The 24,058-nt window shown below is 73.3% G+C and carries 20 protein-coding genes; 13 read left to right on the top strand and 7 right to left on the bottom strand.

The features are described from left to right. Nucleotides 1–7 precede the first annotated feature (7 nt). Both ABD297_RS00400 and ABD297_RS00395 read left to right on the top strand, forming a co-directional pair. Nucleotides 8–1,624, top strand: coding sequence for an ABC transporter permease (locus ABD297_RS00400; RefSeq protein ID WP_425581116.1), 1,617 nt, complete (start codon nucleotides 8–10; stop codon nucleotides 1,622–1,624). Beyond that, nucleotides 1,621–2,769 (top strand): ABC transporter ATP-binding protein, encoded by a 1,149-nt coding sequence (locus ABD297_RS00395; RefSeq protein ID WP_344252126.1) that lies wholly within the window; start codon nucleotides 1,621–1,623, stop codon nucleotides 2,767–2,769. Before ABD297_RS00400 ends, ABD297_RS00395 begins: the two co-directional genes overlap by 4 nt. Nucleotides 2,770–2,773: 4 nt before the next feature. Here the strand turns inward: ABD297_RS00395 and ABD297_RS00390 are convergent, their stop codons facing one another. Continuing rightward, a complete protein-coding gene (locus ABD297_RS00390) occupies nucleotides 2,774–4,213 on the bottom strand; it encodes an ATP-binding protein (RefSeq protein ID WP_344252125.1) in 1,440 nt (479 codons plus the stop codon). Between the two features lie 185 nt (nucleotides 4,214–4,398). On the opposite strand from ABD297_RS00390, the gene ABD297_RS00385 reads away from it, so the two are divergent. Together ABD297_RS00385 and ABD297_RS00380 are read left to right on the top strand one after the other, a co-directional pair. Beyond that, nucleotides 4,399–6,384 carry an alpha/beta-hydrolase family protein gene (locus ABD297_RS00385; RefSeq protein WP_344252124.1) on the top strand — a complete coding sequence of 662 codons (1,986 nt, stop codon included), beginning with the start codon at nucleotides 4,399–4,401 and terminating at the stop codon, nucleotides 6,382–6,384. Between the two features lie 69 nt (nucleotides 6,385–6,453). After that, entirely contained in the window at nucleotides 6,454–6,906 is a 453-nt protein-coding gene (locus ABD297_RS00380) for a DUF7144 family membrane protein (RefSeq protein WP_344252123.1), read from the top strand. A gap of 33 nt (nucleotides 6,907–6,939) precedes the next feature. Here the strand turns inward: ABD297_RS00380 and ABD297_RS00375 are convergent, their stop codons facing one another. Then, nucleotides 6,940–7,500, bottom strand: a complete 561-nt coding sequence (locus ABD297_RS00375; protein WP_344252122.1) for a TetR/AcrR family transcriptional regulator — start codon at nucleotides 7,498–7,500, stop codon at nucleotides 6,940–6,942. Between the two features lie 282 nt (nucleotides 7,501–7,782). Here ABD297_RS00375 and ABD297_RS00370 point away from each other — a divergent pair, with 282 nt between their 5' ends. Beyond that, a complete protein-coding gene (locus ABD297_RS00370; protein WP_344252121.1) occupies nucleotides 7,783–9,972 on the top strand; it encodes an MMPL family transporter in 2,190 nt (729 codons plus the stop codon). A 57-nt stretch (nucleotides 9,973–10,029) separates the two neighbouring features. Here the strand turns inward: ABD297_RS00370 and ABD297_RS00365 are convergent, their stop codons facing one another. The 3 genes from ABD297_RS00365 to ABD297_RS00355 all read right to left on the bottom strand — a co-directional run bounded on the left by ABD297_RS00365 (nucleotide 10,030) and on the right by ABD297_RS00355 (nucleotide 11,891). Next, nucleotides 10,030–10,401 (bottom strand): DUF202 domain-containing protein, encoded by a 372-nt coding sequence (locus ABD297_RS00365; protein WP_344252120.1) that lies wholly within the window; start codon nucleotides 10,399–10,401, stop codon nucleotides 10,030–10,032. 2 nt (nucleotides 10,402–10,403) lie between these two features. Then, nucleotides 10,404–10,772, bottom strand: a complete 369-nt coding sequence (locus tag ABD297_RS00360; protein ID WP_344252119.1) for a YidH family protein — start codon at nucleotides 10,770–10,772, stop codon at nucleotides 10,404–10,406. 150 nt (nucleotides 10,773–10,922) lie between these two features. Continuing rightward, on the bottom strand, nucleotides 10,923–11,891 hold the full coding sequence (locus ABD297_RS00355; protein ID WP_344252118.1) for an aldo/keto reductase: 969 nt from the start codon (nucleotides 11,889–11,891) through the stop codon (nucleotides 10,923–10,925). 121 nt (nucleotides 11,892–12,012) lie between these two features. On the opposite strand from ABD297_RS00355, the gene ABD297_RS00350 reads away from it, so the two are divergent. After that, nucleotides 12,013–12,852: an aldo/keto reductase gene (locus ABD297_RS00350; protein WP_344252117.1), complete on the top strand. Its 840-nt coding sequence runs from the start codon at nucleotides 12,013–12,015 to the stop codon at nucleotides 12,850–12,852. Nucleotides 12,853–12,868: 16 nt separating this feature from the next. Here ABD297_RS00350 and ABD297_RS00345 read toward each other — a convergent pair whose 3' ends face one another. Continuing rightward, entirely contained in the window at nucleotides 12,869–13,237 is a 369-nt protein-coding gene (locus ABD297_RS00345; protein ID WP_344252116.1) for an ArsR/SmtB family transcription factor, read from the bottom strand. Between the two features lie 172 nt (nucleotides 13,238–13,409). On the opposite strand from ABD297_RS00345, the gene arsB reads away from it, so the two are divergent. From arsB to ABD297_RS00310, 7 genes are all read left to right on the top strand, one after another. Continuing rightward, a complete protein-coding gene (gene arsB, locus ABD297_RS00340) occupies nucleotides 13,410–14,477 on the top strand; it encodes an ACR3 family arsenite efflux transporter (protein WP_344252460.1) in 1,068 nt (355 codons plus the stop codon). Further along, on the top strand, nucleotides 14,477–16,288 hold the full coding sequence (gene arsA, locus ABD297_RS00335; protein WP_344252115.1) for an arsenical pump-driving ATPase: 1,812 nt from the start codon (nucleotides 14,477–14,479) through the stop codon (nucleotides 16,286–16,288). Before arsB ends, arsA begins: the two co-directional genes overlap by 1 nt. Continuing rightward, entirely contained in the window at nucleotides 16,285–16,710 is a 426-nt protein-coding gene (locus ABD297_RS00330) for an arsenate reductase ArsC (protein WP_344252114.1), read from the top strand. Before arsA ends, ABD297_RS00330 begins: the two co-directional genes overlap by 4 nt. 97 nt (nucleotides 16,711–16,807) lie before the next feature. Then, entirely contained in the window at nucleotides 16,808–17,350 is a 543-nt protein-coding gene (locus tag ABD297_RS00325) for a DinB family protein (RefSeq protein ID WP_344252113.1), read from the top strand. Between the two features lie 464 nt (nucleotides 17,351–17,814). After that, the gene (locus ABD297_RS00320) at nucleotides 17,815–20,748 is read left to right on the top strand and encodes a winged helix-turn-helix domain-containing protein (RefSeq protein ID WP_344252112.1); all 2,934 of its coding nucleotides are present in this window, start codon (nucleotides 17,815–17,817) and stop codon (nucleotides 20,746–20,748) included. 98 nt (nucleotides 20,749–20,846) lie between these two features. Beyond that, entirely contained in the window at nucleotides 20,847–21,053 is a 207-nt protein-coding gene (locus ABD297_RS00315) for a hypothetical protein (RefSeq protein WP_147065972.1), read from the top strand. A 5-nt stretch (nucleotides 21,054–21,058) separates the two neighbouring features. Continuing rightward, nucleotides 21,059–22,168, top strand: a complete 1,110-nt coding sequence (locus ABD297_RS00310) for a lysylphosphatidylglycerol synthase domain-containing protein (protein WP_344252111.1) — start codon at nucleotides 21,059–21,061, stop codon at nucleotides 22,166–22,168. Here ABD297_RS00310 and ABD297_RS00305 read toward each other — a convergent pair. Further along, a complete protein-coding gene (locus ABD297_RS00305; protein WP_344252458.1) occupies nucleotides 22,143–23,957 on the bottom strand; it encodes an SLC13 family permease in 1,815 nt (604 codons plus the stop codon). The two genes, ABD297_RS00310 and ABD297_RS00305, sit on opposite strands and share 26 nt — an antisense overlap. Nucleotides 23,958–24,058 lie beyond the last annotated feature (101 nt).

Genomic DNA, 24,058 nt, shown 5'->3' with positions numbered 1-24,058 from the left:
TTCTCCGGTGACCACCGACCTCACCGCACCGGGCGCGCACGGCGCTCCCGACACCGGCACGGCTCCCACGCCGGGCCCGGGCACCCGCCCGGGCCCGGCGTCGGGGCGTCGGCGCCCACCCGTCCTGGCCGTGGTCGCCGTGCTCATCGCGCTCTTCTCGCTGATGCCGCTCGGCTACGTCGTCGTCATGACGGTGGCGACCGGCTGGGACACCGCCGTCAAGCTGATCTTCCGCGCCCGCGTCGGGGAGCTGCTGCTCAACACGATCCTGCTCATGCTCGTCTCGATCCCGCTCTGCCTCGTGCTCGGCGTGGGCGGGGCGTGGCTGGTCGAGCGGACGCGGCTGCGGGGCCACCGGTTCTGGGCGCTGGCGCTCGCGGCGCCCCTGGCGATCCCGGCGTTCGTCAACAGCTACGGCTGGGTGTCGGCGGTCCCGTCGCTCGCCGGCCTGTGGTCGGGCGTGCTCATCTCGGTGCTGTCCTACTTCCCGCTCGTCTACATCCCGGCCGCGGCGACGCTGAGCCGCCTCGACCCCTCGCTCGAGGAGTCGGCCGCCTCGCTCGGCCTCGGCCCGTGGCAGGTCTTCCGCAGGGTCGTGCTCCCGCAGCTCCGCCTCGCCATGACCGGCGGCGCGCTGCTCGTCGGGCTGCACCTGCTGGCCGAGTACGGCGCCTTCGCGATGATCCGCTTCGACACCTTCACGACCGCGATCATGGTGCAGTACCAGTCGACCTTCAACGGCGCCGCGGGCAACATGCTCGCCAGCGTGCTCGTCGTGCTGTGCCTGCTCCTGCTCGTCGCCGAGGTCCGCAGCCGCGGCACCGCGCGCTACGCCCGGGTCGGCTCGGGCGGACAGGCCGCACCGGGGCGTATGCCGCTCGGCCGCCTCCACGTGCCGGCGCAGCTCGCGCTCCTGCTCCTCGTCGTGCTGGCGGTCGGGGTCCCGATGTGGTTCGTCGTGCGCTGGGTCGTGCTCGGCGGTGCGGCGATCTGGTCGCCGGGAGAGCTCGTGCCGGCCCTGGTGCAGACCCTCCTCTACGGCGTCGCGGGCGCGGCGGCGACGACGCTCGTCGCCTTCCCGATGGCCTTCCTCGCGGTGCGCCGGCCGAGCTGGTTCACCCGGTCGCTCGAGCTGTCCAACTACGTCACGAGCTCGATGCCCGGCATCGTCGTCGGTCTCGCCTTCGTCACGGTGAGCATCCGGTTCCTGCCGGGGGTGTACCAGACGGCCTTCGTGCTCGTCGCCGCCTACGTGCTGCTCTTCCTGCCGCGGGCGCTCGTCAGCCTCCGCTCGGGCCTGGCTCAGGCGCCGCGCGAGCTCGAGGAGGCCGCCCAGGCGCTCGGCGTGCACCCGTTCGTGGCCTTCGCCCGGGTGACGCTGCGTCTTGCGGCCCCGGCCGCCGCCGGCGGTGCGGCCCTCGTCTTCCTCGCCATCGTCAACGAGCTGACGGCGACCCTGCTGCTCTCGCCCAACGGCACGCGCACCCTCGCGACCGAGTTCTGGGCCAAGAGCAGCGAGATCGACTACGCCGGCGCCGCCCCCTACGCCCTGCTCATGGTCGTGCTGTCGGCACCGATGACCTACCTGCTCTTCCAGCAGTCGAAGAAAGCGGCCGGACAATGACATCCACTCCGACATCCACCCCCTCGACGCCCGGCGACTACCACGACCCCGCGGCGCACGGCCGTCTCGAGGTCAGCGGCCTCGCCAAGAGCTTCGGGCCGCAGCAGGTCCTGCGCGGGGTCACGCTGTCGGTCGACCCGGGCAGCACGACGGCCATCGTCGGCCCGTCGGGATCGGGCAAGACGACCCTGCTGCGGCTCATCGCCGGCTTCGAGCGGGCCGAGGCGGGGTCGGTGACGCTGAGCGGTCGCACCCTCGCGGGCGGGGACGCCTGGGTGCCGGCGCACCACCGCGGCGTCGGCTACGTCGCCCAGGACGGCGCGCTCTTCCCCCACCTCACGGTCGGGCAGAACATCGCCTTCGGCATCGACACCTCGAGACTGCCCCAGGGCCGCAAGGCCACCCGCGCCCGGGTCGCCGAGCTGCTCGAGATGGTCTCGCTCGCCCCGGCCCTCGCGGCCCGGCGCCCGCACGAGATCTCGGGTGGCCAGCAGCAGCGGGTCGCCCTCGCCCGGGCGCTCGCCCGCGAGCCCGAGCTCATGCTGCTCGACGAGTCCTTCTCCGCGCTCGACGCGGGACTGCGGGTCGCGACGCGGCGCACCGTCGCCAAGGTGCTGGGCGACGCCGGCATCACGACGGTGCTCGTCACCCACGACCAGGCCGAGGCGCTGAGCTTCGCCGACCAGGTCGCCGTCATGCGCGACGGCCTGCTCGCCCAGGTCGACAGCCCGCTCGAGGTCTACACCCGGCCCGTCGACCGGGCCACGGCCGAGTTCCTCGGCGACGCCGTCATGCTCGAGGCCTGGGTCGACGGCGACACGGCCACGTGCTCGCTCGGCGCGGTCCGGCTCGCGCCGACGACCCGCCGCGGTCGCGTCCAGCTCATGCTGCGTCCGGAGCAGATCCGCGTCGACGAGCACGGCCCGATCCGGGGCGTCGTCGTCGACACCGACTACTTCGGCCCGGAGAGCACGGTGCGCCTCGAGCTGACCTCGGGCCGCGAGCCCGGTTGTGAGACGTCGGCGCTCGCGCGCGGAGGCGAGATCATCAGCATCCGTCACTCCAACGCGTTCATCGCTGCCAAGGGCACCGAGCTGAGGCTGCGCATCGAGGGCGAGGCCATCGCCTTCCCGCCCGACGCCTGAGCCGTCAGGGCATCGGCACCGGCACGTCGGTGCCGCCCTGCGGCGTGATGCGTGACCGCACGCGGACGACGCTCGGCATCGGCACGAAGCCGCCGGCCAGCAGCGCCTCGCCCTGCCGGAAGCGGGCCGCCTGCGCCAGCAGGCCCTGCGGCACGAAGCCGAAGACCGACGCGAGCTGCGCAAGGTCGTCGCGCGAGTTCATCCGCATCAGGGTCAGGTTGTCGCACTGGGACACGATGCCGGCGTGCACCTTCGAGGGCCGCTGCGTCGACAGCAGCAGCCACAGCCCGTACTTGCGGCCCTCGGCGGCGATCTGGATGAGCCGGTCGCGGACCGCGACGCCGAGCGGCGTCTCGGGGTCGGGCGGGCAGAGGTTGTGCGCCTCGTCGACGACGATGAGCAGGGGCCGGCGCTCGGCGCGCCGCTCCCACAGGTCGTCGAGGACGGCGAGCGCGACGGTCAGCTGCTCCTCGTGCCGGTCGTAGCCGCCGAGGTCGAGCACGGTGGCGGCCGGGCGGCGGGCGATGACGTCGGTCGCCGACGCCCCGCCGAACGCCCACGTCGTGCGCCACTCCACGACCCCGAGGTTCTCGAGGCGCTGGGCCAGCGCCTCGGCGTCCGGGTCGCCCAGCGAGCGCAGGTACGGCACGATCTTCTCCGCCTCGACGGCGTTGAAGTCGCTGTCGAAGAGGCGCAGCAACGCGTTGTACTCGGCCCGGTCGACGACCGGGTCGAGCCGCAGCACGGCGGCCTTGGCGCGCGCGTTCATGTCGGTGAACCTCACCCGCAGCGGCGAGGCCGGGTCGTTCGGTCGCAGGACGACCACCTCGCGCTCACGCAGCGCCCGGGCCTGGCCCGGCTCGGCCTCGCCGGCCTGCTCGTGGAGGCGCACGAAGTCGCTGTTGGGGTCGAGGACGAGCATCGGCAGTCGCGTCGTGAGCAGGATCCGCTCGAGCAGCACGCCGAGGGCGTAGGTCTTGCCCGACCCGCTCTGCCCGCACCAGAAGGTGTGCCGGTTGAGCCGGTTGGGCACGAGCGCGACGCCGACGTCGTCCTGGCCCGCGAGCTGGCCCAGGTAGAGCTCGGGGTCGCTCCCGGAGAGCAGGCGCTGCACCGCGTCGGGACGCGTCGGCCGGACCACGGCGTCGTGCCACGGCGCGTCCGCGGGACGACTCGAGCGCCCCGCGCCGCCGACCGGCACCAGGGTCCCGGAGGCGGAGAAGCCGGCACCGTCGCCCGTACCGCCGTCGCCCGCGACGTCCTCGACGAAGGCGAGCACCCCGTCCTCGCCCTCGATCTCGAGGTAGTCGCCCGGGACCGGCTGCTCCTGGACCGGCCCCCGCGCGACGAACGACCGGCCGTCCGGCGACTCCAGGTGCGTCAGCCCGGGCGAGGGAGCGGTGGGCGGAGCGGAGGACGGGTCGGCGTCGAGGTTCGCGGCCATGTCCCCATGATCCCCACGTGGTGCGGACGCGGAACCCCTTCGGGGCGGTGCGGTCCCCAGGCGCGCCACATTCACCCCCGGCGGGTGAGCGCGGCTCGCCCCGCGGTGACCATGCTCGAACGTGGAGGCGTCCGCGGCCGAGGGTGTGGACCCGCACGCCGGCGGCCGGAGCGCAGGGAGGGATCGTGGAGCAGTCGGACTTCGTGCAGACCGGGCAGAAGGTCGGCCTCGTCATGGCCTCGGTCGTGGCCCCGTCGACGCTGGCGCCGTGGCTGGCGAGCCGCTCGTGGCAGGACCAGGGCCTCATCACCGGCCTGTCGACCGGCGCGAGCTACCTGCTCGCCCTCACCTCGCAGGACGTCATCGACGTCGTCGCCCGGGCGCTGACCGGTACGGCAGCCGCCTGGGACTGGTTCCCGGACGACTGGACCGACAACCGCCGCAGCTCGGTGACGGCCCTCGGGTGCGAGCTGGCGACGGCGCCGCTGGGACTCGGCCTCGCGGCATACCTCGACCGTCGAGGCGTGGTCACCGCCCGGGAGGGACTCGCCCGACAGGCCGCCTGGCGCCTGGGCTCCACGGCCCTGAGCGGGACGGTTCTCATCGGCGCCACGGCGGGCGTGCGACGCCTCGACCGGACGCTCGGCGCGAACGGGCGGCTCGCCGCCCTGCCGCTGTCGATCCCCGTGGGCCTGGCGACATCGGCGGCCATCGAGCGCGCCCGTCGAACCGGCTCGGAGCGAGACCTCGACACGGTCGACGACACGGCCGACGTCCCGACGCTGCGCGGGCTTGCTGCCGGGGCAGGCGTGCTCGCGGTCCTCTACGGCGCGGCCTGGGGGGAGCGGTGGACCGCCCAGCAGGTGCGCCGCCTCGCGCCGGGAGGCGCGCCCGATGCCGGCCTGGCTTGGCAGCTCGCCTCGCACGCGGCCTTCCTGGCCGGGGGCGGCGTGCTCGTCAGCGCACTGTGGACCCGCGTCATGCAGCGCATCGAGGCCGTCACCACCACGGTCGACCCATGGATGCAGGCCGCGCCCGGCGTCTGGACCAGCCCGATGGTGAGCGGCGACCCCGCGAGCCTCGTGTCGTGGGACTCCCTCGGGCGCGAGGGGCGCCGGCACGCCGTCACCTTCGTGCGACCCGCCCCGATCGTGGTGCGCCAGCCGCTCCCGGACGGGACCGTGCCGTCCGACCTGTCGATCGAGACCGTCATGGGCCAGCCCGCCCGCGCCCACCCCGTGCAGGTCTTCGTCGGCCTCGACAGCGCCCCGACGCCCACCGAGCGCGTCGAGCTCGCGATCGCCGAGATGGACCGCACCGACGCGTGGTCCCGCTCGATGCTCATGCTCGTGTCGCCGACGGGCACCGGCTACGTCAACTACGTCGCCATCGCGGCCGCGCAGTACCTGACGCGCGGCGACGTCGCGAGCGTCACGATGCAGTACTCCAAGCGCCCGTCCCCCCTCTCGCTCGGCAAGGTGCGCGACGCCCGTGAGCAGAACCGCCTGCTCTGGCTGCGCATCCTCCAGCGCGTGCGTGCCATGCCGACCGACCAGCGACCCGAGGTCGTGCTCTTCGGCGAGTCGCTCGGGGCGCACACCAGCCAGGACGTCCTGCTCGGCTGGGGGACCCTGGGGCCACAGGCGCTCGGCATCGACCGCGCGCTGTGGATCGGCACCCCGGGTGGCAGCAAGTGGATGCACGAGATCACCGGACCCGGCCGCCCCGACGTCGACGCCTCCCTCGTCGCCGTCGTCAACGACCACGAGCAGCTCGTGGCCCTCGGCGACGAGGCGCGCTCACGGCTGCGCTACGTCCTGCTCAGCCACGACAACGACGGCGTCACGAAGTTCGGGCTCGACCTGCTCAACCGCAGGCCCGCCTGGCTCGGACCCGACCGGCCGGAGCGCGAGGACGTGCCCGGGCGCTCGCCACGCGGCATACCTCCCGGCCTGCGGTGGCGGCCCGTCACGACGTTCGTCCAGACGCTCGTCGACATGAAGAACGCGCAGGTCCCCGGCCCGTTCACCGCGTGGGCGCACGACTACCGCGCCGACCTGCCCGAGTTCGTCCGGGACGTCTACGACCTGCAGTGCAGCGGCGCGCAGATGGATGCGATCCACGACGCGGTCCGTCGACGCGAGGCCTACCGCGAGGGCGCCTTCGCCTGACGCCCCAGCCGGACACCGAGCACGACACCGAGCACGACCAGCACCCGGCCCACCGGAGAAGGAGGCCTCATGGCCAAGTCACGGCCCACCCCCAGCGCGCGCCTGGCGCCGGCCCGTCCCGTGCGTGCGGCCCGCCCACGCCGGACCCTGCTCGCCGCCGGTGCCAGCACCTTCGCGGCGACAGTCATGCTCGTCGCGGGGCTCTTCCAGTTCGCCGAGGGCCTCGTGACCCTCGTCGACGGACCGACGTTCCTCGTCAGCACCCTGAGCTACGTCTTCACCTTCAACGCCACGGCCTGGGGCTGGTTCCACATGGTCATCGGGCTCGGTGCGGCGGTGGCCGGCGCCTTCATCTTCACCGGCAACCTCGTCGCGCGCTCGGTCGGCATCGCGCTCGCCGTCCTCTCGGCGCTCGCGAACTTCCTGTGGCTGCCGGCCTACCCGATCTGGGCGGTCGTCGTCATCGGCCTCGACGTCGTCGTCATCTGGGCCCTCAGCACCGTGGACCTCGGCGAGCTCTGAGCCGGCGGCCTGCGCACGGCTCAGGTGTGCCGCTCAGGTGCGCAGCAGCATCGACGGGCCGAGCTCGAGCAGCTCGGCCCGCAGCGTCTCGTCGTCGACGTCGGCGAGGAGCGGGTCGATCCCGGCCTGCGCGATGCCGGCCCCGACGACGGAGACGGCGATCCGACGGCGCAGGTCGGGTGCCGGCCCGAGCAGCAGCGCGGTCAGCCTCCCGATGAGGGAGTTGAGGTCGTCGTGGGTCGCCATGATGCGCTCGACCTCCGGGTCGCGCATGAGGGCCGCGACGACCTGGCGGTGGCCGATCATGAGGTCGACGAGCCCGCGCAGCGCCGCCCGGGCCGCCTCGTCGGGGGAGGGCTCCGTCTCGGCCGCGGTGATGAAGGCCCGCAGGTCGACGAGCGCCTCCTCGAGGACCGCGAGGACGATGTCCTCCTTGGCGTGGAACTGGTAGTAGACGGCCGCCTTCGTGACCCCCAGGTGGTCGGCGATCATCTGCAGCGACGTGCCGGTGACGCCGTGCTCGCCGAAGAGCTCGACGGCGGCGTCGATGACGCGTCGCCGGCCGTGGCCGCGCGGCGCCTGTGGTCGAGCCATGCCCTCTCCTCCTCGTCGCCGGTCCTGCCGGATGTCGTATGCCGGTTGCGTCCTCGCAGGGACGACCTTGGCGCTCTCCCTGGGGCTCGTCCTCGGACGCCCCTCCCGGTGCTCGACCGGGTGCTCGTCCTGGCGCTCGTCCGCACGTGGTGGGCGTCACCCTATCCGAGTTAGCCGATCGGCTTGTCTCGGACTTAGCCGATCGTTTAACTTGGTTCCGGGCAGCGCCGCCCGCCGACCCGTCAGCCCGCACCGCACCGCATCGCACCTGGAGTCACCCCGATGGCCACCCTGCTCTACCGGATCGGACGCTTCGCGTTCGGTCGTCGCGGCGTCGTCGCGTCCGCCTGGCTCGTCCTGCTCGCCGTCCTCGCCGGGGTGTTGCTGACCCTCGGCAGCGCGCCGACCTCGAGCGTGACGATCCCCGGCACCGAGTCCCAGCGCGCGCTCGAAGCGCTGGCCAAGGAGTTCCCGCAGGCGAGCGGCGCGTCCGGCACCGTCGTCGTCCGCGCGCCCGAGGGCCAGACCGTCGTCGCCCCGGGCTCCAAGGCGGTCCTCGACGACATCGTCGGTCGCGCCGCGAAGGTCCCGGGTGTCGTCGCAGCCCTGAGTCCGCTCGACACCAAGGCGATCAGCCAGGACGGGCGCTACGGGCTCGTCACGGTGCAGTTCGACAAGACGGCCGACGAGCTGACGCCCGAGCAGCGTTCTGCCTACGAGGCGCTCGGCGACGGGGCGCCGGCCGGCTGGGCCGTGGCGGCCGGAGGTGAGCCGCTGCTCGCCACCCCCGAGATCGGCTCGACCGAGGGCATCGGTGTCCTCGTCGCGCTCGTCGTGCTCGTCATCACCTTCGGCTCGCTCGTCGCAGCCGGCATGACGATGGTCAACGCGCTCGTCGGCGTCGGCGTCGGCATGATCGGCCTGCTCATCGTCGGCCACGCCGCCCTGCTCTCCAGCGTCACGCCGGTGCTCGCCCTCATGCTCGGCCTCGCCGTCGGCATCGACTACTCCCTGTTCATCACCTCGCGCTACCGGCACAACCTCGCGCTCGGACTCGAGCGGCAGGAGGCGGCCGGGCGCGCGGTGGGCACGGCCGGCACTGCTGTCGTCTTCGCCGGGCTGACGGTCATCATCGCGCTCGCCGGCCTGTCCGTCGTCGGCATCCCGTTCCTCACCGCGATGGGGCTCGCCGCCGCCGGGACCGTGCTCGTCGCCGTCCTCGTGGCCGTCACCCTGCTGCCCGCGCTGCTCGGCTTCGCGGGCGACCGGGTGCTCTCGCGCCGCCAGCGCCGTGCCGACCGAGACGAGCCGGGCACCGACCTCGACGAGGCCTCGGGCAACCGCGGGTTCGCCTGGGGCCGCTTCACCGTCCGCCACCGTGTCCCCGTGCTCCTCGCCGGCATCGTCGTCCTCGCCGCGGTCGCGGTGCCGGTGGCCGACATGCGCCTGGCCCTCCCCGACGACGGCACCGCTCCGGTCACGAGCAGCAAGCGCGTGGCCTACGACCTCATCTCGGAGGGTTTCGGCGAGGGCTTCAACGGCCGGCTCGTCATGGTCGTCCACGCCGACACCCCGTCGCAGGTGCAGGCCGCCACGGCAGGCGCCGCCAAGGCTGCCACGGGCCTCGGCGACGTCCTCGCGGTCGCGCCGGGCCAGACGAGCGCCGACGGCCGCACGACCATCCTCGCCGTCATCCCGAAGTCCGGTCCGACCGCCGAGGCGACCTTCGACCTCGTCCGCGACCTGCGCTCGGCCCTCGCCGTGACGGCAGGCGCGACCGGCGCCGAGATCTCGGTCACCGGCGTCACCGCCGTCGGGGTGGACGTGTCCGACAAGCTCGCCGCGGCCCTGCCCGTCTACCTGCTCGTCGTCGTAGGGCTCGGCTTCGTCCTGCTCATGCTGATGTTCCGCTCGCTGCTCGTGCCGCTCAAGGCGACGCTCGGCTTCCTCCTGACGATCGGCGCGGCCTTCGGTGCGACCGTCGCGATCTTCCAGTGGGGCTGGCTGCGCTCGGTCGTCGGTCTCGACACCGCCGGCCCGCTCGTCAGCTTCCTGCCGATCCTGCTCATCGGCATCCTCTTCGGCCTCGCGATGGACTACGAGGTCTTCCTCGTCTCGCGCATGCGCGAGGACTTCGTGCACGGTGACACCGCCCGTGAGGCCGTCGTCGCCGGGGTGGGGCACGGCGCCCGCGTCGTCGTCGCCGCCGCGCTCATCATGATGTCGGTCTTCGCGGGCTTCGTCCTCGTCGACGACCCGATCATCAAGTCGATGGGCTTCGCGCTCGCGTTCGGTGTCGCCGTCGACGCCTTCGTCGTGCGCCTGTCGCTCGTGCCGGCTGTCATGTCGTTCCTCGGGGACCGGGCGTGGTGGCTCCCGCGCTGGCTCGACCGGGCCCTGCCCAACGTCGACATCGAGGGCGAGAACCTCCGTCCCGCAACCGAACCCGTCGAGGCTGCCGCAGCCCGCTGACGACGACGATCCCGTATGCCGTGTGCGAGAGGGGGCGCGGCATCCGGGGTCGCGTCGTCAGCGCCGCGCGACCACGACGAGCGCGACGAGGGCCGTGACGGCGAAGCCGACGGCCGTCAGGGCCGTCCGCGCGACGACCGCGCCTGCCGTCCTCGTGTCCTGCGCCGGCGCGTGCGCGGACGCGTCCGGGGAGGCGTCGGCGGTGTCGGGGGAAAGGCCGGGCCGTCCGGTCCCGTCGCGGCGGCGTCGTGCGGTGAGCGCCAGGTCGAGGCTCCAGAGCAGGCCGAGGGCCGACACGGCATACCCCATGACCCCGAGCTGCGCGGGCAGCACGCGCAGCCCGACGAGCGAGCCGATCGCGACCGACATGGCTGTGCGACGCCACGCCAGCGAGGTCCGCTCGACGTGCAGGCCCGGGAGCTCGGGCACGGTCACAGCACCAGGTCGACGAGGACGGCCAGCGCCACGACGCCGAGCAGCACGGCGACCGGCAGCTTGAGGCCGGAGGAGGGCATGGGCGCGAGGTGACGCATGGCGCGCTCGGTCCGCGTCCACGAGAGCCAGGCCTGCACCGTGGCGGCCAACCCGGCGACGGCGAGCACGACCGAGACCGTGACGCGCAGCCACGGGGTCAGCGACACCTGCAGCGCCTCGAGGGCGAGCCCCGCCGCGACGAACGCCAGGCCGGTGCGGATCCAGGCGAGGAAGGTGCGCTCGTTGGCGAGGCTGAAGCGCGGGTCGGGGTCCTGGCCGCCCTCGTAGACCGAGCGCGGGAAGCGCTGGTGCTCGTCGCTCGTCACTGGTTCCCCTCTCCACCTCAGGGCCGCACCACCGCGCGACGAGACGATCATCCCGCGGCGGCCGTCCTCCCTGCCGGATACCGCACCGGTCCCGTCCGAGTGGGTGGACCGGGGACAGGACCGGTGCGGGGCGGTGCGGGGTCGGAGGGGTCAGAAGCCGGACGGCTCGCGCGGCGTGTAGGGCGCCTCGAGCGCAGTGACCTCGTCGTCGGTGAGGTGCACGTCGAGCGCCGCGACGGCATCGGTCAGGTGGTGCTCCTTGGTCGGCCCCACGATCGGCGCGCTGACGACCGGCTGGCGCAGCACCCAGGCGAGCGCCACCTGTGCCATGGGGATGCCGCGGTCCCCGGCGACCTGCTCGACGGCGTCGGCGATCGGCTTGTCGCGGTCGCTGAAGAGCGTCCGGCCGAACTCGTCGCTGCCCGTGCGCGTGGTCTCGGTGCCCCACGGTCGGGCCAGACGCCCCCGGGCCAGCGGGCTCCACGGCATCGCCCCGACGCCCTGGGACTCGAGCAGGCCGAACATCTCGCGCTCCTCCTCGCGCTGCATGAGGCTGTACTGGTCCTGCATCGAGACGAAGCGCGTCCAGCCGCCGAGGTCGGCGGCGTGCTGCATCGACGCGAACTGCCACGCCCACATCGACGACGCCCCGATGTAGCGCGCCTTGCCGGCCCGGACGACGTCGTGCAGGGCCTCCATCGTCTCCTCGACCGGCGTCTCCGGGTCGAAGCGGTGGATCTGGTAGAGGTCGACGTAGTCGGTGCCGAGACGGGTCAGCGACGCATCGACCTGCTCGAGGATCGCCTTGCGCGACAAGCCTGCTCCGCCCGGACCGTCGTGCATGCGGCCGTGCACCTTGGTGGCCAGCACGACGTCCTCACGGCGGGTGTAGGCCTGGATGGCGCGGCCGACGATCTCCTCGGACGACCCGGCGCTGTAGACGTTGGCGGTGTCCCAGAAGGTGATGCCGAGCTCGACGGCCTGACGGAAGAGCGGCTCCGAGCTGGACTCGTCGAGGGACCAGGCGTGGTTGCCGCGGCCGCTGTCGCCGAAGCTCATGCAGCCGAGCGCGATCCGGCTGACCTGCAGGCCGGACTGGCCGAGGCGGGTGTACTCCATGGTGTGTGTCCTTCCGGGCGCGGCTGCCCGGCGCGGTGCCGGACCCCACGGTCCATACCCCGCAGAGCGGTGGCCGGACGGCCCTCGCGCGCCCGAGCGCTCCCTGCGTAGGGTCGGGGGCATGGCGACGACCCCCACGCGCACGCTCCAGGACGGCACGACCCTGCCCGCCACCGGCTTCGGCACCTACCCGCTCACGGGCGAGGACGGCATACGCGCCATGGTGTCGGCGCTCGAGGCGGGCTACCGCCTGCTCGACACGGCGGTCAACTACGGCAACGAGGCCGAGGTCGGCGAGGCGATCCGTCGGTCCGGCGTGCCGCGCGAGCAGATCGTCGTGCAGACCAAGGTGCCCGGGCGCGACCACGCGTTCGACAAGGCCGTTGCCTCGATCGAGGGATCGCTCGAGCGTCTCGGGGTCGAGCAGGTCGACGTCGCCCTCATCCACTGGCCCAACCCCAGCGTCGGGCTCTACGTCGACGCCTACCGTGCCCTCGTCGAGTGCCGCGAGCGCGGGCTGGTGCGCTCCGTCGGCGTCAGCAACTTCACCGAGCGACACCTCGCCGACGTCATCGACGCGACGGGAGTCACCCCCGTGCTCAACCAGGTCGAGCTGCACCCGCTCTTCCCGCAGGAGCAGCTGCGCGCGACCCACGAGCGCCTGGGCATCCTGACCGAGGCGTGGAGCCCGCTCGGCAAGCGCAACGCCCCCTTCGGGGCCGACCCGGTGGCGGCGGCCGCCGAGGCGCACGGCGTCACGCCCGCCCAGGCGATCCTGCGCTGGCACGTGCAGCTCGGCGTCGTGCCGCTGCCCAAGTCTGCCGACCCCGAGCGGCAGCGCACCAACCTCGACCTCTTCGGCTTCGAGCTGAGCGCCGACGAGGTCGCCGCGATCTCCGCGTTGGCGCGCGAGGACGGACGCCTCTTCGGCGGCGACCCCGACACCCACGAGGAGATGTGAGGGGCCACCCGACGCGCTAGGCCAGGAAGCCGCGCACGGCGGCGAGCCCCTCCACGTCGAGACGGAACCACGCCCAGCTGCCCCGGCGCTGACGGGTGAGCAGGCCGGCGTCGACGAGGGTCTTGAGGTGGTGGCTGACGGTCGGCTGCGAGACCTGCACGGCCTCGGTCATGTCGCACACGCAGGCCTCCTGCCCCGGGGAGGCGCTGATGATGCTGAGCAGCTGGAGGCGCACGGGGTCGGCGAGCGCCTTGAGCAGGGCGGCCCGGCGGTCCGCCTCGGCACGGTCGAGGACGTCGACGGGCTCGGTGCCGCAGGCGGAGACCTCCCGCGCCTGCTGGGGGGTCGTGGTCAGCGTGATCGTGCCCAGCGTGGTCGTGCTCACGGGTCCACCCTCCGTTCACCGGCATCGACGATGGTCCATATTGACACACGCTGATGTGGCTGCCAGCGTTGGAGTATCGACCATCGTCGATGCAGCAGCGACGACGATGCCCAGCGTTCGAAGGACACCGGTGAACCACCCGAGCAGCCCCTCCGTCACGTCCACGCCGCCGGTGCCGTCGGACCACGACCCGGTCGTCGCGAGGCTGTCGACGCTCGACCGCTTCCTGCCGGTGTGGATCGGACTCGCCATGCTCGCGGGCCTGCTCCTCGGACGCCTCGTGCCGGGTCTCGGCGACGGCCTGTCGCGGGTCGAGGTCGACGGGGTCTCGCTGCCCATCGCGCTCGGGCTGCTCGTCATGATGTACCCCGTCCTCGCCAAGGTCCGCTACGACCGGCTCGACTCCGTGACGGGTGACAAGCGCCTGCTCGTCGGCTCGCTCGTGCTCAACTGGCTCGTCGGGCCCGCCCTGATGTTCGCGCTCGCCTGGGTCTTCCTGCCCGACCTGCCGGCCTACCGCACCGGGCTCATCATCGTCGGGCTGGCGCGGTGCATCGCCATGGTCATCATCTGGAACGACCTCGCGTGCGGTGACCGCGAGGCCGCTGCGGTGCTCGTCGCGCTCAACTCCGTCTTCCAGGTCGTCGCCTTCGCCGGCCTCGGCTGGTTCTACCTCTCGGTCCTCCCGGGCTGGCTCGGGCTCGAGCAGACCGGCATCGACGCCTCGACCTGGGACATCGCCCGCTCGGTCCTGATCTTCCTCGGCGTCCCGCTGGTCGCCGGCTACCTCTCCCGGCGCATCGGGGAGAGGCGTCGCGGGCGCGCTTGGTACGAGAGCACGTTCATCCCTCGCGTCGGTCCGTGGGCGCTCTACGGGCTGCTCTTCACCATCGTCATCCTCTTCGCCCTCCAGGGACAGGCCATCACGTCACGGCCCCTCGACGTCGCCCGGATCGCGCTGCCGCTGCTCGTCTACTTCGCCGTGATGTGGGGCGGCGGCTTCGGGCTCGGCGCTGCGACCGGCCTCGGCTACGAGCGCACGACGACCCTCGCCTTCACGGCCGCCGGCAACAACTTCGAGCTCGCGATCGCCGTCGCGATCGCCACCTTCGGTGCTGCCTCGGGGCAGGCGCTCGCGGGCGTCGTGGGTCCCCTCATCGAGGTGCCGGCCCTCGTCGCCCTCGTCTACGTCAGCCTCGCGCTGCGTCGTCGTTTCCGGGTGGCCGAGGGCCCGCGGTGATGCCCGCCCTGCCCTTCCTCGACGACCTGCCGCGGTTCCTCTTCTTCACCGGCAAGGGCGGGGTCGGCAAGACCTCCCTGGCCTGCGCCACGGCCGTCCGTCTCGCCGAGCAGGGCAGACGGATCCTGCTGACGAGCACCGACCCCGCCTCCAACGTCGGGCAGGTCTTCGGAGTCACCATCGGCAACACCGTCACACCGGTGCCGGCCGTCCCGGGCCTCGACGCGCTGGAGATCGACCCCCAGCAGGCTGCCGAGGCCTACCGCGGAGCGATCATCGACCCCGTGCGCGACCTCCTGCCGGCGGCGGAGGTCGCGGCGATGACCGAGCAGCTGTCCGGGGCGTGCACGACGGAGATCGCCTCCTTCAACGAGTTCACGTCGCTGCTGGCCGACGAGTCGACCACCACGGCATACGACCACGTCCTCTTCGACACGGCGCCCACGGGGCACACGATCCGACTGCTGCGGCTGCCGGGGGAGTGGACCTCCTACCTCTCCGACGGCAAGGGCGACGTGTCGTGCCTCGGTCCGGTGGCGGGGCTGGACCGGCTGCGCCACGACTACGCCGGGGCCCTGGGTGCGCTGACAGACCCCGCGCGCACCCGCCTGGTCCTCGTCACCAGGCCGCAACGCTCCTCGCTGCGTGAGGCCGCCAGGACCTTCGAGGAGCTGCGCGATCTCGGCATGACGAACGCCCACCTCGTCGTCAACGGCGTCATGCCGTCGTATGCCGTCACCACCGGGCCCGCGGACGAGCTGGCCCTCGCTGTCGGCTCGCGTGAGCAGGAGGCGCTCGCCGCCGTCCCCGACGCCGTGGCAGCGCTGCCACGGACCACCCTGCCGCTGCTGGCCCACGACACCGTGGGCGTGCCCGCGCTCCGCGAGCTGCTCGATCCCGACGAGACGCCTCATCCGTCCCCACTCCCTGAGATCGTCTCGCCCCCAAGGGGTTTCACCGACCTGCGTCGTCTCGTCGACGACCTCGAGGGCGACGGGCACGGACTCGTGATGTGCATGGGCAAGGGCGGTGTCGGCAAGACCACGGTCGCTGCCGCCATGGCCCTCGAGCTCGCGTCCCGAGGTCACGAGGTGCTGCTGACCACCACCGACCCGGCCGCACACCTCGACGACACGCTCGAGGGAGGGGTCGAGCACCTGACGGTCGAGCGCATCGACCCCCGGGTGGCGATCGGCGCCTACCGCGAGCGCGTCATGGCGAGCAAGGGCAAGGCCCTCGACGACGCCGGCCGTGCCGTCCTCGCCGAGGACCTCAAGTCGCCGTGCACCGACGAGGTCGCCGTCTTCCAGCAGTTCTCCCACGTCGTGTTCCGGGCTCGGAAGCAGTTCGTCGTCCTCGACACCGCGCCCACCGGGCACACCCTGCTGCTGCTCGACGCCACCGGCTCCTACCATCGCGAGATCACCCGTCAGATGAGCGAGGGGGCCACCTTCGTGACGCCGCTCATGCGGCTGCAGGACCCCGCCCGGACGAAGGTCGTCATCGTGACCCTGCCAGAGACCACCCCGGTGCTCGAGGCGCAGGAGCTGCAGGACGACCTGGCGCGCGCCGGCATCTCGCCGTGGGCGTGGGTCGTCAACGCCAGCCTCACCGCGGCGGCGCCGACCTCGCCGTTCCTGCGAGCCCGTGCCCGCACCGAGGCCGCGCCTCTCGCCAGCGTCGCCCGGCTGTGCCGGCGCGTGGCCGTCCTGCCGCTGCTGGCCCACGAGCCCGTCGGCGCCGCAGCCCTGTCCCAGCTCACCCGTCCCATCGCGCAACCACCGCTGCCCCCAGCCAGGAGCCACCCATGACCGTACGGCCCGACCAGCCCTCCGTCCTGTTCGTCTGCATCCACAACGCCGGCCGTTCCCAGATGGCCGCTGCCTACCTCGCGCACCTCTCCGGCGGAGCCGTCGAGGTGCGCTCCGCGGGTTCCGCGCCCGCCGACCAGGTCAACCCATCGGCCGTCGCCGCCATGGCGGAGGAGGGGATCGACATCACGGCCGAGACCCCGAAGGTCCTGACGACCGAGGCGGTCAAGGAGTCCGATGTCGTCATCACGATGGGGTGTGGCGACACCTGTCCGATCTTCCCGGGCAAGCGCTACGAGGACTGGGAGCTCGCGGACCCGGCCGGCAAGGGGGTCGAGGCGGTGCGCCCCATCCGTGACGAGATCAAGCAGCGGATCCTGGGCCTGCTGGAGTCCCTCGACGTCACTCCCGTCACCAGCTGACCGCACGCTCGGCGGTGCCCGGGGGCGTCGTCGTCCCGGCTGCGGGGCAGTGGCGGGCGCGAGGCCCGTGGCGGGGCGCGAAGCGGGAGACTGGTGCATGGCCACCACGGCAGCAGCCGACCGGCAGCGCATCCACGACGAACTCGAGAGAGTCCGCGTCGACCTCCGTCGGATCGTCGCCGCCGCCGGCGCCGACGACCTCCGGCGCCGGTCCCGAGGGACGCGATGGACCAACGAGCAGCTGCTGTGGCACATGGCCTTCGGTTTCCTCATCGTGCGGCGGCTGCTCCCGCTGGTCCGGATCTTCGGTCGCCTGCCTGACGGGGCGAGCAGGGCGTTCGCGGCGGTGCTCGACGCCGCGACTCGACCGTTCCACCACGTCAACTACGTCGGCTCCGTCGGAGGCGCACTCGTCTTCCACGGTCCCCGGCTGACCCGACAGCTCGACCGCACCGTCGCCCGGCTGCACCACCGGCTCGATGCCGAGTCGGCCGAAGCGCTCGGCCGACGGATGCACTTCCCGGTCGGGTGGGACCCGTTCTTCAGCGACACGATGAGCCTCGCTGAGGTGTACGCCTACGGCGTCCGCCACTACGACTTCCATCGGCAGCAGCTCACGCTCGACGTGCCACCGCGGTGAGCGGGGGTTCGGCGCGTCCCAGCTCGCGGCGTCGAGGAGTCGCTCACCATCCGGACGGCCCCACTGGCAAGACGCTGAAAGCATGCCGGGACGACGGGGCGAAGGTACGGTGAAAGTGGGCTGAGCGGCCGACACCGCGGAAGCGCGTGGTGCACGGCGGTCGAGCGTTCGGCCCGCACGTGTCGCAGGCGTACCCCTCCCCGAAAGCAGCCCGTGATGACTCTTGAAGCGGCGTGGTCCCGAACGAGCCGGCAGATCGGCGCAGGTCTGCGGCGAGCGAGAGCCTGCGGGCCCGGCGGCGGGCACTGACCATCGTGGACTCGGGGGCCGTCGGGACGGCCGGCACGCGATCCGGGCGCGCCGAGGGGGCCAGGGCGACCGGGCCCAGGCTGTCGCCGAAGCATCGCGCACCGGGACTGTCCGGACGCACCGTGCGCCGGGCCACGATCTCCGCGCCGGCACCCTTGCCGTCCGCGACCGAGCGGGGCAGCGGGACCACGGTGCTCGTGGCCGGGTCGGTGGGCACCGGGAAGACGACGCTCCTCGCCGACTGGGCGGCCGAGCTCGAGGGGCGTGGCGACCTCGTCGGCTGGGCCTCGCTCGACCGCGAGGACAACGACCCCCAGGTCATGGCCGAGACGCTGCTCGGGGCCGTCCGCACCGGCGGGCTGCCCGACGTGCCCCGGCTCGCGGACGAGACGGTGCCGTCGGTGCTCGGGCCGGCATACGTCACGTGGCTGCTCGAGCTCGCCGGGACCGTGCGCCGCAACCTCTGGCTCGTCCTCGACGACCTGCACCTCGTGCGGGACCCGCGCTGCCTCGACCTCGTCGAGCTGCTCGTCCGGTGGGCACCCTCGCACCTGCACGTCGTCGTCGGGACCCGCTCCGAGCCGGGGCTGCACCTGGCCCGGCTCCGCCTCGAGGAGCGCCTCGTGGAGGTGCGAGAGCACGACCTGCGCTTCCGCCTCGACGACACCCGCGAGCTGCTCGCCCGGCACGACCTGGCGCTCGAGGACGAGCAGGTCCGTCACCTCCAGGAGCTCACGGAGGGCTGGGCCGCGGGCGTCGCGCTCGCCGCCGTGTCGCTGGCCCGCGGCCGCGACGCGGACGCCTTCTTGCGTGAGTTCGCGCGGAGCGACCGGGCCATGTCCGGCTACCTCGTCGAGGAGGTGCTGGCCAGCCTCGACGAGTCGACGCGGGAGTTCCTCCTGTCGACCTCGGTCCTCGAGGACCTGACGGCGGACCTCGCTGCCGCCGTGACCGGGCGCGACGACGCGGGAGCCCTTCTCGACGCCCTCTCCTCCGACAACGCCATGGTGACCGTCGACCGGGTCGGCACCCCGACCTACCGCTACCACGTGCTGCTGCGCAGCTACCTCGGCGCGATGCTCGAGGCGGGCAGCGTCCGTGGCGCGCGTGAGGTCCACGCCCGGGCCGCCCAGTGGTATGCCGCCCACGACGTCCCCGGGAGGGCGTTGCGTCACGCGGAGGCCGCGGGTGACCTCGACCTCATGAGTGACGTCATCCACCAGCACGCCCTGCACCTGCTGCTCGACGGGCGGGCCTCGGACGTCGAGGCTGCCGTGCGCACGGTGCGCGCCGGCGACCCCGTCATGACGGCCGTCGCGGCGCTGGCGAGCCTCGACCTCGCCGACCCCGAGGCCGCGCGTCGCCAGCTGTCGTCCCTCGAGACGCGGCCCGGGACGTGGTTCACCGAGCTGTCGGAAGACGAGGACGAGGCTGAGGACCCGGCGGTGCTGCCTCTGGAGCGACTCCTGGCGGTGGGTCTGCGCTGGCTGTCCTTCGTCGGCAGGGACCCCGGGCGGCAACCCGCCGGCGACGACACGGTCGCGGGGACGGCGGCCGGTGGAGCGGAGCGGCTCGCCGCCGGTCTGGCGGCCGAGCTGAGCTCGACCATGACCGCGTGGTCTGCAGGGCCGGCGACTCGTGGCGCCGCCTCGGGGCGGCCGCTCGCGGACGGCCACGACGACGACCCCCTGGCCGCGGACGAACCCCCTGACCACGGCCTGTCGGCCGGGCGCGTGCCGCACGCCCAGGCCGACCTCACCCTGCTCGACGCGCTGACGAGCGGCGACGTCCTGCTCGGTTCGGGACGCTTCGCCGAGGCTCAGGCGGCCTACCGGTCGGCACTGGGCACCGCGCGGGGCGCCGGTCACCCGCTCCCGGCGCTCCAGGCCATGGTGGGCCTCGCCTCGGCAGCCGCCGGTCTCGAGGACCTCGTCGGCCTCGCGACGTGGTCCGAGCGTGCGCTGGCCGAGGCGCAGGGCACACCGTGGGCGACCTCCCCGCGCCTGCTGCCGGCGCATGTGCTGGCGGGCTGGGCGGCCTTCAACGTCCTCGACGACACGGCCGCGCGCTCCCGCAACCGCACGGCGCTCGAGCTGCTCGGGACCGTCGCCTCGACGGTGCTCAGGCTCGCCGAGGGCCAGGACGTGCCCGACGGGGCGGCCGGGGCGCCGGGCGGCGTGCCGTCGACGGCGGCGCGCGGGCTCGAGCAGCTGGCGCGTCTCGCCCGCCTGCTCGACGCCAACCTCGACCTGCTCGAGGCGGGCGCCCAGCCGGGCACCCGGCAGGACGTCGCCGACCGCGTCATGGCCGGAGCCAGAGAGGTGGCGCACCTGACCATGACCCCGCTGCTCGCGGCCGGGGAGCTGGCCCGCGCCCACCGGGTCGTCCTGCTGGCCGGGTTCCCCCGGCTGGCCCAGGAGGTGGAGGGCCTGACCGAGGGGCTTCCCGGGGCCGGTCCCGAGGTCGCCACCATGGCCGCGGTGCGTCACCTGCGTGGCGGCGACGACGCCGCGGCCCGGGCAGCCGTGGTCCCCGTCCTTGCCGCCGTCCGATCGGCCCGACCGGCCGGCCGGACCGCCGTGGGGGCCGCGGTCCCGGGGGTGGCCGTCCAGCCGGTCGGCACCTTGGGTCTGCGCGTCGTCGTGACGGCGCACCTGGTCGCCGCCGTCGTGGCCCACCGCAACGTCCAGCCCACCGTCGCGCACGAGGAGCTCGTCGCCGCGCTGACCCTCGCCGCGCCCCAGCGCGCCCTGCGGATGGTCCTCGAGGTGGCCCCCGAGGTCGTCGACGTGCTCGCCGCCGGCGTCGGTCGCTTCGGCGAGCTCGAGCCCTTCGTGCTCGAGCTACGCGAGCACGCCGGGACGTTCCGGGAGGGCGCCGTCGAGCCGCTCCTCGACGTCGCCCTCAGCGCCCGCGAGCTGAGCCTGCTGCGTGAGCTGCCCTCCCTGCTCACGGTGGCCGAGATCGCCGAGGCGCGCGCGGTGAGCCGCAACACGGTCAAGACCCAGCTGCGCTCCCTCTTCCAGAAGCTCGGGGTGGGTTCGCGGCGTGACGCCGTGGCTGCCGCCCGACGCCTCGGCCTGCTCTAGGGCGACGCTCACCCGCGCGGGGTGACGCCCCGACCGGGTCAGGCGCGGCACGATCGAGCCAGGAGCTTCGCATCGGACCGACCCATGGAGGGGGCAGCGTGCGCTACGAGTTCATCCTGGTCGAGCACATCCCCGATGTCGCCCGCTCCGCCTTCCCGGAGCTCGAGGAGTCGACGGTCGCGACGGGCACGACCGGGTCGGTCATGTACGGGGACGTCGTCGACGCCCCCCACCTGCACGGCATCCTCGACCGCTTCCAGGACCTCGGCTTCACGCTGCTCGAGCTGCGCCGACTCCCGGACTGACCGCCGTGCCGGACGAGTCGGACGAGCCCGAGCCGCCGGAGCCCCCTGGGCCGACGGCGCTGGTGGGCGCGCCGGAAGCCTTGGCGCGCAACGGCCGTCGCCGTCTGGTCACGGCAGCCCTGAAGCTCCTGCTGGCCGGCCTCGCCCTGTGGTGGTTCAGCCGTGTCGTGCGACGTGTGGACTGGCCGGCCGTCTGGGACGCCGTCACCCAGCTCGGCGCGCTGCAGGTGCTGGCCCTGCTCGCCGTGGTCGCCGTGCGCCAGTGCCTCAACGCCGGCCCCCTGGCCGTCTTCGTCCCGTCGCTGGGCCTGCGCCGAGCCGTCGGCAACGACCTGTCGGCCAACCTCGTCGCGACGGTCGCACCGCCGCCGGGTGACGTCGTGCTGCGCATCGCCATGTTGCGCTCGTGGGGGATCGAGGCGACCGAGGGCATCGCCGGCATCTCGCTCAACACGCTGACCTACTACGTCGCGCGTTTCGGTTCGCCGGTCCTCGGGCTCGCGGTCGCCGTCGCCGCGGGTCAGGCCGAGCCGGCGTATGCGTGGACCGCGCTCACGAGCGGAGCGGTGAGTCTCGCCGTGGTGGCGGCCCTCGTGATCGCCTCGCGCGGTGAGCGACCTGCGGCCCGAGCCGCGGAGTGGGTCGCCGGCCAGGCGGCGCGGTTCTCGTCGCGCATCGACCCGCGTGCCTGGTCCGAGCGGGCCGCCGGCTTCGTCCGTCAGGCCGGGCACGTGCTGCGCCGCGGCTGGTCGCGGGCCATGGCGTGCCAGTTCGGGCTGGTCCTGAGTGAGGCGCTGCTCCTGCTGCTGTCGCTGCGCTTCGCCGGGGTGCCGGCCTCCGCCGCGTCGGCGGTCACCGTCGTGGTCGCGCTGCTCGTCAGCTACCCGCTGACCGCGCTGCCCTTCGGTGGGGTCGGCGTCCTCGACGCCGCGGTCATCGCCATCCTCGGTCTGGAGCAGGGCCCTTGGGAGGCGACGGCCGTCGCGGGCCTCGTCGTCTTCCGGGTGTGCTGGATGCTCGTGCCCCTGGCGCTCGGCGGCGTGACCGTCGCGGTGTGGCGCCGCCGGCACGCGAGCGACGCCGAGGCCGTCAGAAGCGCCACACGAGCGGGATGACGGTGATGGCGACGGCCATCCAGACGATGAGGAGCGGCAGTCCGAGCCGCCAGTAGTCACCGAAGCGGTAGCCGCCGGGACCCATGATCATCATGTTGCCCGGCGTCGCGATCGGGGTGAGCAGCGAGGCGGCGCCGGCGACGGCCACGAGCATCAGCACCGGCTGGACCGAGACGCCCGTCTCCTGCGCCGCCGCGACGGCGATCGGCACGACGATGAGCACGGTCGCGGTGTTGCTGACGACCTGTCCCACGACGGCGGTGAGGGCGAAGAGCGCGACGAGCAGCACGTACGGCCGGCCGCTGCCGACGACGTCGATGAGGCCCCGGGCGACGAGGTCGGCGGCGCCGCTCGTCTCGATCGCGGTCGACAGCGGGATGAGGCCGCCGATGAGCACGACGGTCTGCCACGAGACCGCGCGGTAGGCCTGCTTGACGCTCACGACCCTGGTCAGGACCATGGCGGTCGCGGCGGCAAGTCCCGCGATGGCGGGTGGCACGAGCCCGAGGGCGAGCAGCACCACCATGGCGAGGAGGATGACGATGGCGCGCCCCGACCGAGCTCCGAGCGGAACCGCCTGTCGCCGAACGAGATCCGGCGAGTCCACGAGCAGCACGTCCCGGTCGTGCACGAGCTCCTCGATGGAGGTCCAGGTGCCGTGCAGGAGCAGGCTGTCGCCGGCCGTGAGCTCGAGCGGGGCAGCGCCGACGTCCTTGCCCAGACGGCGGATGCCGAGCACGACGAGGTCGGCCTCGCGCATCTGGCCCGGGAAGGACGTCTCGCCCACGAGGGGGGAGCGGGGCGGCACAACGACCTCCGCGACGCCCACCTCGCGACTCATGATGCCGGCGCTCTCGACGGTGATCGGCTGCATGGCGACCGCGAGACGGAGCTCGGGCACCAGCCGGCTGACGGCGTCGCTGGCACCGCTGACGACGAGGACGTCGTCCTCGGCGACCCCGGTGCCACCGGAGACGGCGTGCCCTCCCGAGCCCTGCACGCCGATGAGGGTGACGCCGGGGTAGGCCGTGAGGTCCAACCGGGCGGCCGGGACGCCGACGACGGGGGAGCCGGTTCGCACGCGCAGGCGGTAGAAGCCGTCGTGGAGCTCGTAGTAGGCCGCGAGGCGGCTCGCGTGGCGACCGAGGTCGCGCACGGGCTGGCTCGAGGACCGGCGCGGGAGGACCGTCGGCCCGAGCAGGACTCCGATGACGACGGTGACGATGACGAGCGGCAGCCCGACGACCGCGAAGTCGAAGAAGCGGAAGGGCTGCGCCCCGGCGTCGACGGACGCGGTCGACACGATGACGTTGACGGGGCTGCCCGTCAGGGCGAGGAGCGAACCGGCGCTGCCGGCGAAGGCCATCGGCATCAGCATCAGCGACGGCGAGCGCCGGATCCGGGTGGCGAGCACGAGGACCATGGGCAGCAGGGCGGCCACGGAGCCGTTGAGGGTGATGACGGCCGTGAGGACGGCGCACAGGGCGAGCACCGCCACGGTGAGCCGCACCGCGCCGTCCCCGACGACCTCGATGAGCCGTTGTCCTGCCCAGGTCGTCACGCCGGCCGAGTCGATGGCCTCGCTGACGACGAACAGCGAGGCGATGAACACGACGACAGGATCACCGAAGCCGGACAGTGCGGTGTCGGCGTCGACGAGACCGGTGGCGTAGAGGGTGAGACAGGACAGCACCGCCACGCCGCCGACGGGGAGGCGGTTCCAGACGAAGAGGGCGACGGTCGCTGCGAGGACGACCAGGCTCGTGGTGGCCGGGCTCACGGTTCCCATCGTCCGGCTCGCGGACCACCGCGCGGTCACCCACGACGGGTGAATCGGGATGAACCGCAGGGCGGACATGCTCGGAGGGACCGAACCCATGCCCCCGGAAG

It is taken from the genome of Terrabacter carboxydivorans, from assembly GCF_039532035.1.
Lineage (GTDB): Bacteria > Actinomycetota > Actinomycetes > Actinomycetales > Dermatophilaceae > Terrabacter > Terrabacter carboxydivorans.
Note: the sequence above shows the minus strand (reverse complement) of the source record. Positions and strands in the feature narration are given on the sequence as shown.

Coding starts and splice junctions, on each gene's coding strand:
- ABD297_RS00395 (WP_344252126.1), top strand. CDS start 1,621: ATGACATCCACTCCGACATCCACCCCCTCGACGCCCGGCGACTACCAC.
- ABD297_RS00390 (WP_344252125.1), bottom strand. CDS start 4,213: ATGGCCGCGAACCTCGACGCCGACCCGTCCTCCGCTCCGCCCACCGCT.
- ABD297_RS00380 (WP_344252123.1), top strand. CDS start 6,454: ATGGCCAAGTCACGGCCCACCCCCAGCGCGCGCCTGGCGCCGGCCCGT.
- ABD297_RS00375 (WP_344252122.1), bottom strand. CDS start 7,500: ATGGCTCGACCACAGGCGCCGCGCGGCCACGGCCGGCGACGCGTCATC.
- ABD297_RS00370 (WP_344252121.1), top strand. CDS start 7,783: ATGGCCACCCTGCTCTACCGGATCGGACGCTTCGCGTTCGGTCGTCGC.
- ABD297_RS00355 (WP_344252118.1), bottom strand. CDS start 11,891: ATGGAGTACACCCGCCTCGGCCAGTCCGGCCTGCAGGTCAGCCGGATC.
- ABD297_RS00350 (WP_344252117.1), top strand. CDS start 12,013: ATGGCGACGACCCCCACGCGCACGCTCCAGGACGGCACGACCCTGCCC.
- arsA (WP_344252115.1), top strand. CDS start 14,477: ATGCCCGCCCTGCCCTTCCTCGACGACCTGCCGCGGTTCCTCTTCTTC.
- ABD297_RS00330 (WP_344252114.1), top strand. CDS start 16,285: ATGACCGTACGGCCCGACCAGCCCTCCGTCCTGTTCGTCTGCATCCAC.
- ABD297_RS00325 (WP_344252113.1), top strand. CDS start 16,808: ATGGCCACCACGGCAGCAGCCGACCGGCAGCGCATCCACGACGAACTC.
- ABD297_RS00305 (WP_344252458.1), bottom strand. CDS start 23,957: ATGGGAACCGTGAGCCCGGCCACCACGAGCCTGGTCGTCCTCGCAGCG.